The 13640-nt window shown below is 62.9% G+C and carries 8 protein-coding genes; 7 read left to right on the top strand and 1 reads right to left on the bottom strand.

The genetic code is table 11. The features are described from left to right. Window positions 1–2 precede the first annotated feature (2 nt). The 4 genes from AC1DSD_RS08290 to AC1DSD_RS08275 all read left to right on the top strand — a co-directional run bounded on the left by AC1DSD_RS08290 (window position 3) and on the right by AC1DSD_RS08275 (window position 5603). The gene (locus tag AC1DSD_RS08290) at window positions 3–575 is read left to right on the top strand and encodes a UvrD-helicase domain-containing protein (RefSeq protein ID WP_478029488.1); all 573 of its coding nucleotides are present in this window, start codon (window positions 3–5) and stop codon (window positions 573–575) included. After that, entirely contained in the window at window positions 576–1889 is a 1314-nt protein-coding gene (locus AC1DSD_RS08285) for a 3'-5' exonuclease (protein ID WP_478029486.1), read from the top strand. Between the two features lie 79 nt (window positions 1890–1968). After that, window positions 1969–2277, top strand: a complete 309-nt coding sequence (locus AC1DSD_RS08280) for an excalibur calcium-binding domain-containing protein (protein WP_478029484.1) — start codon at window positions 1969–1971, stop codon at window positions 2275–2277. A 59-nt stretch (window positions 2278–2336) separates the two neighbouring features. Continuing rightward, the gene (locus AC1DSD_RS08275) at window positions 2337–5603 is read left to right on the top strand and encodes an NERD domain-containing protein (RefSeq protein WP_478029483.1); all 3267 of its coding nucleotides are present in this window, start codon (window positions 2337–2339) and stop codon (window positions 5601–5603) included. Between the two features lie 762 nt (window positions 5604–6365). Here AC1DSD_RS08275 and AC1DSD_RS08270 read toward each other — a convergent pair. Beyond that, complete coding sequence (locus tag AC1DSD_RS08270) at window positions 6366–10124, bottom strand: SIR2 family protein (RefSeq protein ID WP_478029481.1); 3759 nt, start codon at window positions 10122–10124, stop codon at window positions 6366–6368. A gap of 477 nt (window positions 10125–10601) precedes the next feature. Here AC1DSD_RS08270 and AC1DSD_RS08265 point away from each other — a divergent pair, with 477 nt between their 5' ends. The 3 genes from AC1DSD_RS08265 to AC1DSD_RS08255 all read left to right on the top strand — a co-directional run bounded on the left by AC1DSD_RS08265 (window position 10602) and on the right by AC1DSD_RS08255 (window position 13231). After that, complete coding sequence (locus AC1DSD_RS08265) at window positions 10602–10994, top strand: hypothetical protein (protein ID WP_478029479.1); 393 nt, start codon at window positions 10602–10604, stop codon at window positions 10992–10994. Then, window positions 10981–11628, top strand: coding sequence for a hypothetical protein (locus tag AC1DSD_RS08260; protein WP_478029477.1), 648 nt, complete (start codon window positions 10981–10983; stop codon window positions 11626–11628). The genes AC1DSD_RS08265 and AC1DSD_RS08260 overlap by 14 nt, the downstream gene beginning before the upstream one ends. A 601-nt stretch (window positions 11629–12229) precedes the next feature. Then, window positions 12230–13231 (top strand): hypothetical protein, encoded by a 1002-nt coding sequence (locus AC1DSD_RS08255; RefSeq protein WP_478029475.1) that lies wholly within the window; start codon window positions 12230–12232, stop codon window positions 13229–13231. Window positions 13232–13640: the final 409 nt, after the last annotated feature.

The raw sequence follows: 13640 nt of genomic DNA, 5'->3' as shown, positions 1-13640 counted from the left end.
GAATGGCGTTCGTTGATCCAGCACATTGGCGCCCGCGTGGGATCCAGGACCTTGAACCCAATGCGTGGCGTGCGCTGCGCGCGACGGGATCGACCTGCGTCGTGGCGGGACCGGGTGCCGGAAAGACCGAGTTTCTCGCCCAGCGGGCGTCGTACCTGCTCGAAACGGGAATTTGCGCAGCACCTCACCGCATCCTGGCGATCTCGTTCAAGAGCGATGCCGCCGAAAATCTCGGCGCGCGCGTCCGGCGGCGGTGCCCACCCGAGCTTGGCAGCCGCTTCACCTCCTTGACCTTCGACGCCTTCACCAAAGGATTGGTCGATCGGTTCCAGCTTGCGATTCCGGCGGATTGGCGTCCCAGCCGGCCCTACGACATCTGGTTTCCGACCAAGGCGCAGACCGAGGGGCACCTGACCGAGAGCCGGCTGAACGCGCCGGGTCAATGGCAGGCGGAGATAGCCGGACTCTCGTGGCTTCGGTTCGAACCAGAACATGTCGGTAGTTACCATCTGCCGTTCACGCCGCAGATGCCACAATCAGGCGTCGAATTCGCGATACTGCGATGGTGGGCGTAAATGCTGCAATCGCAGTCTCAGTCGCACATGACGTTCGTTGGGCTCAATCGTCTCGCCGAATTATTGCTGCGCGCCGTCCCGCACGTCCGGCGCGGGCTCCAGCTGACCTACCCGTTCGTGTTCGTCGATGAATTCCAGGACACCACATACGCCCAGTATGATTTTCTGCTCTCGGCGTTTCACGGGTCGAGCGTCTCTCTGACCGCTGTCGGCGATGACAAGCAACGTATCATGACATGGGCCGGTGCCCGGCCCGATGCGTTCGAGCGCGTCATGACAGACTTTGCCGCCCAGACCGTCCCTTTGACGTTCAACTTCAGGTCGTCGCCCGATCTTGTGGCGATCCAGCACGTCGTTGCCCGTGCGCTCGATCCGCAGGTCGCACAGGGACTGTCCCAGACTCGACGCCAGGTCGATGGCGACGTCGCGCAGGTCTGGGCGAGTCAAACCGTGGAAGGGGAGGCGGCCCATCTCGCGCAGTGGCTCGTTGCCGATATGCAAGCCCGCGCACGCAGTCCCCGGGACTATGTCTTGCTCGTCAAGCAAAAGCCGGAAAATATCGAGCCCGAGCTTGCCGAAAGCCTCAATCGAGTCGGTCTGGCGCTTCGCAACGAGAGCGCGAAAATCGGTCGCACGACGCTGCAGGATCTTCTGTGCGATCGGGCCGTGCAAACGGCGGTTTCCTTTCTTCGGCTGGGAGCGCAGCTGCGCGCGCCGTCCGCCTGGCAACATTGCCTCCGGGCAATGCGCGAGCTTCGAGCGGTGACGTCTGAAGATCATGAGGCCGAAGCTGCTTGCGAGCGCGACCTCTCCTACGCGATGGTCGGGCTGCGATCCGAGATGGCCCGGAATGCGCCGAGCCCGCAAAGCGCGGAGACGGTCGCCGATCGAGTATTCGCGCTTTTCGACCTGCAAGCGATGCGCCGCACATATCTCGAATATTCGGCCAACGATTTCCTTGCTCTCATGGTCGAGGCTTTTCGCATTCATCTGGCCAACAGCGCGACCGCTGCATCCGATTGGACTGTCGCGCTCGATCGGTTTGAGGGGGCCGACCAAGTCCCGTTGATGACCGTCCACAAGAGCAAGGGGCTCGAATATGACACGGTGATCTTCCTCGGCCTTGATGATAGCGCCTGGTGGTCGCACCGTCCGGGTGACGTCGAGGGCCTTTCGACATTCTTCGTTGCGCTCTCCCGGGCGAAGCAACGCGCCATATTCGCGTTTTGCAGCGGTCGTGGCCGTCGCCAGAACGTCGCCGAGCTTTACAAGCTCCTTGAAGACGCCGGGGTGCCCGAAATATCGATCGGGTAGCTCGCGCGATCGCTTTCATTCGCGAAACCGGCATCCCGGCATTTGGCTTCCGTTTACCCCAGCGTTCTACGATCGGCTGATGAGCGGTCGAACTAGATTATCCTCGGTATCAATCCTCGCCGGCGGTGTTGCGATCGGCGCAGTGATCGGCGTCGGATTGGTCGCAATCAAGCCCGATGGACGTGCCGACCTGGCGGCAAGGGCAACCAACGCTGCGGTTGGCCTTGGCTTGAAGAGACAACGCGAACCGCAACCGGGTGATCAGTGGAGTGGTTGTCGCGAGGCGCGCGCAGCCGGGACGGCGCCGATCTATCGCGGCGAGCCGGGGTATCGGTCGAAGATGGATGGCGATGACGATGGGATCGCATGTGAGCCCTATCGAGGTTGATGGCGTCGCGGTGGCCAGAATGATTACTGACGGCGGCAGTTCTTGTTACAGTCGTTCGCATGAGCGCGGGCGGGACGGACAGCACCATCTTTATCGGAGGGGCGATTAGCGCTGCATCCGAGCGGCGGGTGATCGAGCGCATTCATCGCGAACTGTCTGCGGCGAAGTTGCCGTTTGCCCTGCTGGCGAACTTCCAACTCGGCGGAAGGCAGCTAGATTGCGTCGTCGTGACCGAACGGCGCGTGGTCGTGATCGAAGCGAAGGCGTCCGTGCTGCCCGTCCGCGGCGAGGTCGACGGCGATTGGGCCCGTCTCGATATTTCCGGCGAGTGGCGGCACTACACCAATGGATATCGTCAGGCGCTCGGCCAGAAAGAGCGACTTGTCGATGCGATGCGCCGGCGCGGCGACATTGGTCGGTTCTATCCCGATGCGGCTGTCGTGTTCGCGAAGCCTCTGCCGCCGGGTTCAAGCCTCACGGGGGGTGATTTCAAGGTTTCTGTGACGGACATTGATCGGTTCGTCCCAAGTGGCAACGGCGACAAGCAGAACCCCTGGACGCTGGCCGATTGGCGCGCGTTCGCGGCCGGTCTCGGAATGCGACCAGCCTCACTCAGGGAAGTGCTCGGCGGCGAGGCACAGGAGCACGCGTTCGCGATCGTCAGGGATTATCGGCAACGTGTCGCAAGCGAGCTGCTGCGCGACGGCGGTCATTGGCTCGCCGAGGATGAGGGGCAGCGTGACTCGCTAAGGATGGCCGGCGATGATCCGCTCGGAGCCTATATTCATGGGCCATCGGGATGCGGCAAGACATTGGCGGCGCGTTGGCTTGCGGGTCAGTTAGCACAGGCCGGCGAGGGTGTGTTGTTCGTCTCGGCGAAGGATTTCGCCGGGTCGTGGGCACGTCTCCTGAGGCGCGAAATTGCACTGGTCACCGACACCGGCGCAGGCGCGTTACTGCGCGCGTTCAGTGATACCGGCGCACCGCTTCGCATCGTCCTGGATGGCATCAACGAGATCGGCGTGGCGCGCGATCCGTTGCTTCGCAGTCTTCAGGCGATGGCACGAAAATACGATGCGCGCGTGATCGTAACGGGGCAGTCCGAGAGGCCGGACCGGCTGGCGGGCATCACCGCCTTTGCTGTCGAAGCGCCAAGCCTCGACCTCAAGAGCCGGATCGCCGCGGTTGGCACCGATCGAGTCAACGACCGCGTCCGGGATGTGCTGAGGGCTGTCGCAAGTGGTTTCGAAGCGGCGATGGCCGCCGAGGTCGGCGCCGCCCTACCGGTCGATGCGTCGCGCCAGCTGCTCGTCGATCAGTTCATTCGTCACCGGCTTGGCGCGGTCCAGCGAGCAGGCGCGGCGGGGCTTCGCCTATTCGCGAAACGGCTTCTCGAAACGACAAGCTTTTCGATGAACGAGACGATCTTCGACGAGTTGATATTCGAGGGCGGCCTGGCGAGCACTGATATCGACACGTTGATGGCCGCGCGCATCCTCGTTCGCCGCGGCGGCCGTGTGTCCTTTGCGCACGAGATCCTCCTCAGCGCTTGCGCGGCCGCGGCCTATGCGCAGCTGGCGCCCGAGGCCGGCGCGAAGTTCGCATTCCTCCTCGAAGTGCCGGTGCTTGAACCGATCGCAACCGATATCGTGTCGGTGATCGAAGACCCGAAGGTCGTGCGGACGGTGCTCGAGACGACGAGAAATCCCGCTTTGTTGTTCGATGCCGCCCAAGGGATAGCTGGCCCACTCGCAGCGCTGGCGGTCGGCAATCTGCTCGACGCAACCGAGACGGCGATCGGTGACGAGATCGAACGCCTGCGCCTATCGATCGTAACCGATCCTCGTCCATCGATTGACTGGGAGGCAGGTTCGCTCTTCACCTGGGATGACGCGGCGCTGGCGCGGATCGAAACGCTGGCGCGTACCATCGCTGCCGGGGACCGTGTCGATGGTTATTTCGCGCTGTGCGAAGCGATGGACGCGCGGCTGCTGGAGGAGCGGCAGCGCCTTTTCGAGGACGCGAAGGCTGCCGGGATCCACGCGCTTCGAAGCGAAGGGTTCAGCCTCGCCTATTTCGGATTCGGCCGCCAATGCGGTTTCACGCGGCTCACTCGGGCTTTTTCGAGCGGCATGTTCGGCCCTGTTGACGGGGGAAAAAGGTTTGCGCCACGCGATATGCTGGCGCTCACGTCTGGCCAGCTGCATTTCTACCTGGAGCGGCGGCATGTCTTCACCCCCGAGGACGGTGTCGATGACATGGCGGACGCGCTGGCTCGGCTCATCGTCGCGCGGTTTCGGTTCGAGCCCTATCACGTGAAACTGGCGATATTGCATGCGGCGGGGTTCGTGCGCTGGGCGAGCCGCGAGCGGATCGAGGCTCTCCTAGACGCGATCCAGGCGATCGACGCCAATCGCGAGCATATTTTCGTCAGCACGTCGATCGTCGAAGCCTTGCGGTTTCTGGGCGGTCTCGATGATTCCGCCGAAGAAGCGCGCGACGGCATCCGGGCCGAGCTCGAGCGAGCAAGTGGCGATTTGGAGGCTGACGACGTCCTCGATCTCGCGCTTACCGTCTATGTCGCGTCGTTCGATCATCCGTATAGCGGCGTCTACGCAGAAGAGTTCAACGCTCTGTCCGATGCCCGACGCCATATCGTGATCCAACGAGCGTTGAGCACCGAAGCAGCTCGGTCCAGTATGAGCCTCAGCTGGCTGATCCGCGAACTGGCGGCGTTCGGCGACCCGGCAGACGCGACGGTCATGGAGAAGTTCGCGGGGCTGCCAGACCGCCATAATAGCTTTCCGCAAGAGGAGTGGGCGGCGTTCGCCATGGCTACGCGGTACCTCGGGCGACATGGCCTTGATCTGCCCGACGTCGCTGACGACAGTGATGCCGGGCGGGCGATCATTTTGATGCGCTCGCTGTTGTACGCCGCGGACGGTGGTGGCGTGTGCGAGTCATCGGAGCCAATATGGGCGGCGCTCAACATGATGCCGCCCGGGGTCGTAATCGGTTGCCTCGCCGAGATGGAGGCGGCGCTGCGAGAACATGACTGGCTCAAGCAGGATGCGCTGCCTCGATTGAGCCTTGTGGCCACCTATCCAGCGGAAGCCTTGGCGGCGTCGCGCCGGTATCTGGATGATGGAGGCGAGGCTGTGCACTTTCATTTTGCGTATCACCGAGAGCGCGGCCCCGATTTGGCGTTCACGATTCTTGAGCAGTTCGGTGACCGGACGGATCTCCAGCGGTTGCGGAACCTAGCAAACGCGCCTCGTCATGCCCGGTCGGCGCTGCGGGCGCTCCGCAAACTGGACAGCATGTAGCTACGCCGATTACCTGGTCGATTGGCTGATGTCCGGTTTAACGGCCGTCGCGCTTGAACCAGCCTGTCTGTAAACGGCCCAACTTCGGCTGAGGGCAGTGTCAGCGATGGGGCATTCGCGGTCAGCGGCGGCTGACCGGGCCGATTACGTGGCGACCCGAGTCATCCGCCGCCCCCGGCCGTGACGACTGGGTGCCATCTATGTTCGGTGGCGAGAACCGTTCGACAAGCGGGCGAAAGTCTGTCACCCGATCGGAGAAGACCAGTTCCTCGCGTTCCGTCCCCGACGTTCCCATGCCGCGCCACCAGTTCAGCAGGGCGCCGCGCGTTACCGAGCGGATCTTCCCCTGGGGAGAAGGTGCGATCGACTGGGCCCGCCACGATCCGTGCGTTGAGCACCAGTGAGGCCAGCGCAGCTACCTCGTCGAAGACGCCGCCGCTGTGGTAGTGCTCGTCGTCCGTCTCCATCGGGACGCAGGCCTCGGGAGCCAACAGCCATTCCGCGCGGAGCGATGGCGGGTTTGAGGTTATACATGCCGCCCGCGCGCGTTGGCGGAACTGTGTTCAGGAAGCTATATGGCCCAAGATTGTAGGCCTGGGCGATATACCACGCATCGGAGTAGCGCCGCAGCTCGTAGATTTCGCGCAACTGCTTCCCGTCGCGTCTGGCGTTCCATTAAACCATCTGTGCGGGGGGACGGCGACGGTGTCTTGGACGCGTCCGGCACTACTTCCGAAGGTCCATGACTATTTTCTTCCCCGCTCACTGGGTGATCGCCTTGAGGCGGCGCCATGGATCGCTCTGCCTGAGCGCGGGCATGGCTGCGGCGATAATCTCGAGCACCTCGCGCAGGTTCCATGGCGCGGTCTGGGGATCGTCGCCGACCAGCGCGTTCAGGATGCGAAGCGTCTCGGCCGGGTGGTCGAGCGCATAGCCCTCACCTGCCTCGCCCTGCTTCCTGATGCGGTACGCGAACGTGTCCAAGTGAGCAACGGGACGAAGGTGATCGACGACCAGCGCCACCGCCTCCGGGAAGTGCGGGCCAGCCTTCTCCACGATGGCCGCGAGCTGGCGTGAGGTGCTGTCGGTCTGGTACTTCACCTGCTGCGGCCAGGCGTCGCTAAGGAAGGGGCGGAAGAGGTGAACCCAGAGATCATCATTGGGCTGGGTACGGGCGAGCACACCCAAAGCCTCTGTCCTGATCTCCTCGCCGGCGGCGACGAGGATGCGGCGAACCTCGGTCATGGAGAACGCTGCAGGCTCGTCGCCGCGCGGCACGGAGAGGTTGACCATCAGGGCCGCCAATCCGCGCCGGGCCTCGGTATCGAGTTCCCATGGGGTGCCGCCCGTCAGCACGGCGGCCAGATCCTGGCCGATCCTCCGGCCCGCGGCGTTGCCGATGAAGTCGCCGCCCGAGGCAAGGCCGTGCCACACGGCCTCAGACAGAGGATGGTCCGGCGCGAAGAACGGCGTCAGCCGCGCCGTCCATTCGGGGAACCAATAGTTCATCCAATGATACTGCCGTGTGATCACGCACGCGACGTGACCGGCCCCGTCCCCCGGCAGCGTCAGCAGATGCCCAAGGCGCGAACCGATCCAGGCCGGCATGGCCCCTGGGCGCTTCCTGTTGCCGAGTTGATCGAGTACCGCACGAACGAGGTTGCCTCCCGGCGCATTGATCGCCTTCATCAGCGAGAATTCAGACGTCTCGCGCTCGACGCCGCCGGTGCGCACCGTGCCGATCGCGCTCGAGAGCATTGCGGGCGCAGCCGATAGGTAGCGCGCGGTGATCTCATCGAAGGCCCGGCGACCCGGCCTGCGTTGGCGACGCATGACTGGACCGACGGTCTTGGCCGCCCAGCGGGCGATCCCGAACCGCAGCTCGGCGAACGCCGCGTCCGGCAGGCGCGCGAGCGTATGAGCGAGAAGCAGTACTAGGCGATCGCCGGTCTCTTCGGGCCATTCCTCGACGACGTTATGCCAGAAGCGCATCGGGTACTCGCCTCCGCGCGCGACGAGGCGGAGCGCGGACAAGGCGCGCAGCGGATGTTCCTTCACCAGGCCAACGAAAGGCCGATAGTCGCGCAACTGCCGATGGTCGTCCGTGCTCAGTTCTGTCGCGAGCGTGACGATGTCGGGGACCGGCGTTTCCTCGAGGCCCTGGCTCGCGGTCACGCGCTCTACGAAGCCGCCGCGCGGACCGCCACCGTCGTCGGCTGCCAATGCCCAGGCGTCGGACCACCGCGGATCGGCGGTCTTCAAGGCGACCAGTCGCCGGCGTGTGGGGCGCGACAGCGTACAGCCGTTAAGCTCAAGCCAGCGCAACCAGCTCGCCGACGTGGCGGCGCGCATACGCTCGTGGTCCGCCTCATCATAGCCTTCCCTTAGGGGACGACCCTTGATGACCCGCTCCTCTATCGCAATGCGGTCGCGCCCCGGCACCCCCGTCCACTGAGCCCTCAGCGCGAACAGCATCTCGCGCGTAAGGTCCTCGGACCACCAGGTCCCATCCGGCATCGCCAGGACGCGGCGGGCAAAGTCAGCCGCTCCGACCAATCCCGGCAGCGTCGCGGCGTAGAGGTATAGCTTGGCGAAGAAGTCCGGGTCGTCGACGTCCCAGCTCTCCATCTCGCGCCGGGCGGCCTCCGTGTCGTGTGCGACGAGGGCGGCGAAAAGATCCCGAAACTTCAGGAAGTGGCTCTTCTCGCGATCGCCCTGGAAGTCCTCGCCGCGATCGCGGGTCGGATGCAGCGTAGGTGTCCGCCAGTAAAGGGTAGTGCTCTCCGCGATCATTTCCGACATGCGCTCAAGCGACCGGCGGACCATCTCGACGACGCGGACGAGCCTCTCGGGGGGTGGATCGAGGCCGTCCGCCCATCTCGATATGGTCACGCTGATCTCGGCGAGGCCCTGCAGGCCGAGATCGTCGAACGCGCCCTGGGGCGGGACCGGCGGGCCGAGCAGCGCTCGCGAGATGGAGAAGACGGGTGCGAGCGCAACCTCAAAGTCGCGCAGCGCGCCGTTCGTCCAGCCCTCCTTTTTGACCCGTTCGAGCACATCATATTGACGCAAATCCTGCGTGTCGCGCGCCTGCGTTTCGGCGGCCGCTAGGTAGCATTTCCAGAAGTGGCGAATGGGCGGAGGAAGGTCGGCGCCGCGATCGAGGCGGTAGTCGATCTCCCGCGCCATCCCGGGATGGGGGAGGGCGCGACCAGCCGCCCACCATATAGCGGCGGGCTGCTCCATGATGCGCCCGAACCAGGTGGCGAGCCGGTACAGGCGTCTCGGGAGCTGGTTCGTCCACCTCTGGTCGAAACCCATTAGACGCTGGCGCTCGGGCCAGTTCTCGTCGCCGCGCCGCCAACCCAGCAAATCCTCGCCGGGTGCGACGAAGCGGCCGTCGCTCCTCGGTTCAGGGCGTGGCGGGTCCCCATCGAGTCCGAAGATGTCAAGGGGGTCGACTTCGCTCTCGTCATCCCATTTCCGCTTACCAGGCTTGGCGTAGCGGCTGTTGACATCTAGGACGCAGAGCCATTCGGCCGGCGGCGGTGGATCTGCGGACGCGAAGGCGTGCGCGCCCTCCGTCGTGCTGACGAGGTTCGCCACCTGCCCGCGCTCGAACGGCTGTAGGTCGGCCGGCTGACGCTGCGCCAGCGCGACCTGTCGCGTACGCCAACCTTCAGGGTCACGGGCCGCTTCCGCCCAGGCGAAGAGGCTGTCCCAGAGGCCGCTATGCGCGCGGTCACGTGGCCCGTAACTGATCACGGTGACGCCCTTGTCGCGCCAGGATTCGTCCGCCGCTGCCGAACCCTCGGGAGCGAACGCATAGATCAGGGAGCGCCTGCTGGGGTCGTCGCGGCTATTCAGCCCCTCCAGCAGATATCGCATTGGCGGATCGTTCGCCGAGTAACCCAGGAGAACGATAGTGTAGCGTTCGCTGAGCGCGCGCACGAAGCGCGCCGCCCAGCCTTCCGCGAGGTAGGCACGACCGAAGTCGGCGCTCGTGATGACGTAGCCTGACCGGACTCCGGTAGCCCTGTTGAGCCGTCCGTGCAGGTAGACGATCCCATCGATCGGTTGGAGTTGGGAGAGATCGGGGAGGCTCGGCGGCACGTAGCCCCGCAACCGCCGGTCCGCCCTCTCGAAGAGCAGGTCAAAGTTGGTCGTCACGATCTTGGGCACTCCGTCGTGTCCCCTCGACAAGTCGATCGCGGCGCGGTGGTAGCGCAGATCCGTGTTGCGCGGTGTACGCAGCGCTTTGGCGAGTTCGCGGTCAACGGCTGCGGAACCGAACTCCTTGACCATCTCCTTGAAGACGTTGTCGAGGCTCTGTCCTTCCGCACGTGCCCTGCGGGAACTCTCGGCAGTGAGCTCGTCGAGCAACGTGTCAGCCAGTCTGCCAAAGTCCGGAAGGCCCGCGGGCAGGGAAATACCGGCACCGCAGAAGAACACGACCTCGCCGAGGTCGCGAGCCTCCAACAACGTCTCGGGGATGTCGGGGCCGTCCTCTAAGAAGCGCATCGGTTATCAACATGGGTGTGCTCAGGGATCACGGCCGATACTCTGCGCGATGAAGGGCTGACCTGCAATCGAGGCGGGAGGGTTCCGGCCGATCAAAAGCCGGTGCTCTCTTGCGTTCCGCTTTTCAACGCCTCGAAACTGAAAGCTGCTAGTCTGCTACCGGCCCATTAGCGGCCATGCCCCTGGTTTTGGCATTCGGCGTCGATTTTCGCCCGCGTTGCCCTAGCGCAGCTTTTCATTTATAATAATGTTGCGCTGCGTGAAAGCCGCAGCGTGGGGCTTAGTAACCCCTTCTCATCATGCTCGGTCGCCGAATTCGGAGGCCGGGTGGCATGCGCGCATGTCCAGCCGGCAACGGTAAAGGCGCATGCGCCTGTGATGAGCAGGTTACTAACATCCGGCTTCGGCCGCTGCCCCGAGTGGACATACGGGCAGCGCGAGGCTGAAGCAGGTTCGCTGCCCAGATTTGGGGGCGACATGATCAGCGGATTCCTTCTAGCACTAGCAGTTACACGATCGGCAGGACCGACGCTGCCTGAGGAGCCAACTGACGGCCAGCGGACGCGCTATGCTGCCGGCTCTTGCCTATATGGCGACTACGTCACCAACCCTGTTCGGGACGCACATGTCGTTCTTGGCCCTAACGAAATCGAGATCGTCTATGACGGAGAAGTCCGCGCGCGCGCAGACTACACGCTTAGTGCTGACAATATAATTCGCTTCGCCGGCGGCGACGTGCGCTTCGAGTTGTCGTGTATTATTGGCGGTCCCGCTTGGTTGAAAGAGACCACGGGCGATCGGCAGAAGGTGCATTCGATCTATTGGCGCGATCCGTCGAATGCGGAGGGCGATGCTGATGGCTCGCGGTAAACAGATGGTTGTCCTGCGCCCGATGGCCACGGCACTGCTTTTGCTTGGCTCCCCTGGATGTGCGCCAAGAGCAGCAACTGAGAACGCAGCCGAGGCTAACTCGTCAGCTGATCGACCCTCTAACGCCGATGTATTGGCGACCGAACCAACGCACGCTTCTAGTTCAACGTCGTCGACGCGGGATCTTTTGATAAGCGGGCAGGGGGCTGCGTGTGTCCAAGCCGACGTTCGCAACACTGTAATTAGCGCAGTTAGGCCTGAGCAAAAATTCCCTAGCGACTGGACCCCAGAAGAAATCGCTTCCGTACAAATTCCTGTATCGTACGCCATCGATGCTGTGACGTTGGTCGGCGTCGACCGTGACACGTCCAGGATGGCCTGCCAGGCAAACATCACCATTGTCGAACAGGGCGAGGATGGACGAACGTTTCCCATTCGGTACACCCTCTCCCCCTCGCTCGACGGCGATGGATCGGTCGTGGTGAACACCAGCGCTGGTGATGCAACAGCCTATGCCAAGGATCTGGGAATTGATCGCAACGCTGCGAGTATGATCGAACTGAGAAAGATATCTGCTCGATTGGCGCCGCCGCCGCCGACCGACCCCGATTACTCGAGAGGCAATTCGGATTGAGCTAAGGTTGTGAGCGCCAGTTCGGAGCGAGCGCGCACATGCTGACAATCGCATGTGCGGCGTTGCTCAAATTCATGGCCTCACACTCCTTTCTATGTCGCCTTCAGTCGTTAGGATTCATTCCCGGACTCAGTACAATCTCGCCAAAATGCCTCAAGTGGAAAGGGCGAGTATTCGGCCGTAAGCGGAAAGTCGCTTTTCAAGTTTTTCGACCGTGAAAGCTGCCGCTAGGCAGTCCCTCGCCCTCCCCGGCCTATGGACTTCTAAGGCTCTCCACAGCTCCGCTGGGGAGGACTGCTGCCGTTGGTTTGAGGGTCAGGCCCTAAAGCCGAACCGCTTCCTTTGCCGTCACTTCGAACCCGAAACGGGTAGCGTCCACACCAACAATGACCACGTCATATTCTCCACCGCGCTCGCTATTCACCATTTCCGTGTCGCTCCGCAGAGTGCACACTCTTCCTCCATGGCAGGGTTGCAGCGCGGGGCTCCGTATTCCGGACCGCCTGCGCACTCGATAGAACGGCATTGCTGGGATTGGACAATGAGTGCGAAGAGCGGATGACGGCCTTCGGTTGCCGCCTTTGAACGCGGAAATTCGGGTATGATTGAACTTCTTACTGACCAAACGGAGAGCGACGCGGCCTTTCATATTTGGGTGGATGCGATGCTTTCGCGTGGCCGAAAGCAGGGCTATGGCTGGGCATTGGAGCCGAGCGGTCTTATATTCACCAATTACGGCAGTGCTCCGCCCGGTGTCATCAAGGATCAGGTCATGCTTGGCCATGACGCCGATATGGGCGATGGCACCGTCAAGATCGTCCGGCCGAAGACCGCTACGAACGGCAAGGGCAAGCAGACTGTCATCGGACGAGACAAGGTCGGCAACCTGATCCTGCTTCGTGAAGGGTCGCTCGAACGCAACAATGTCTCGCGCCTCATCAAGCAGGATTTCGCAACACTTACTGGTCTCGTGCCCCAGCCAGTCGTCGTCAGGGGCGCAAGGTCGAGTCGTCATTGGTACGTCGTTGCGCATCTTGCTCACTCCAAGAAGCGTATCGTCGAAGAGACCAACCGGTTCACGCTTGCCTGTATTGATGCGCGACAGACCGCAGGAGGTGGGCGCAAGGAGCCACAGCCGGAACAGCCTGCCTACAGCTTTGGCGTTGATGAGAAATACGGCGTCGTCACCCGGACCACCAAGGGTGGCAAGAAGCAGGTCAAGCTGCTTCAGGGCGCAGTCTTTGAAGCGCTAAGGGTGCGATTGGGTGCCGCGCTCACCAAGCCGAAGGGCGATGGGTACGAGGTCGACGGGCTGTTGGAAGCGGCCAACATGCTCATCGAGATCAAGACAGGTAGTTTCGCTAAGCATTGTTACGAAGGTGTCGGTCAGCTAAAGCTCTACCCTTCGCTGATCGGCCTCAAACCAGGCCTAACGCCCGCATTGCTTTTGCCCGACAGTCGGCCACTTCGACCCGGCATGGCGAGCGCGCTCCGCGGAGCTGATATCAAGGTCTTCACCTACAGCTTTGGCGAGGTTGGCGAGAAGCCGCAGATCAAGTTCTCCAAGCCCTTTCTAGCCGCGTGTAAACTTGAGTCCGGTTGAGGCAGACAACACTGTAACTGTGGATGAGGCTGCCTTTACGCGGACAGGATTGCGTGGCCGATGCTAGATCTGGACCGTGACCCGCGCATGCAGCGCGGTGGATGCATGGTCCTGCGTGAAGCTGGCTTCATTCGTAGGCCTGACGCACCGCTGCTTATGCTGCTCCCGCTACTCCGCTAACGGGCGCCCTTCGCTCGCGGGCACGTCGGTTTGGCGACTCCGTGCGACACAAATACCCGAAAAACACGCGCCGCCATTACGAGTTGACTCGGGGCCCAAATAGTGTTTACGATTAAGAGCTTAGACCGTCCACCAGTCAGATTAGGAGCAGCTTATGTTGACGAATCGCAGTGTCGTGAGACCCGTTGCTCGGGAATTCGCCAGAGAGCTTACGTCGGAAGAGCTTGCC

The sequence above is a fragment of the Sphingomonas sp. P4_D12 genome (assembly GCF_056401895.1).
Note: the sequence above shows the minus strand (reverse complement) of the source record. Positions and strands in the feature narration are given on the sequence as shown.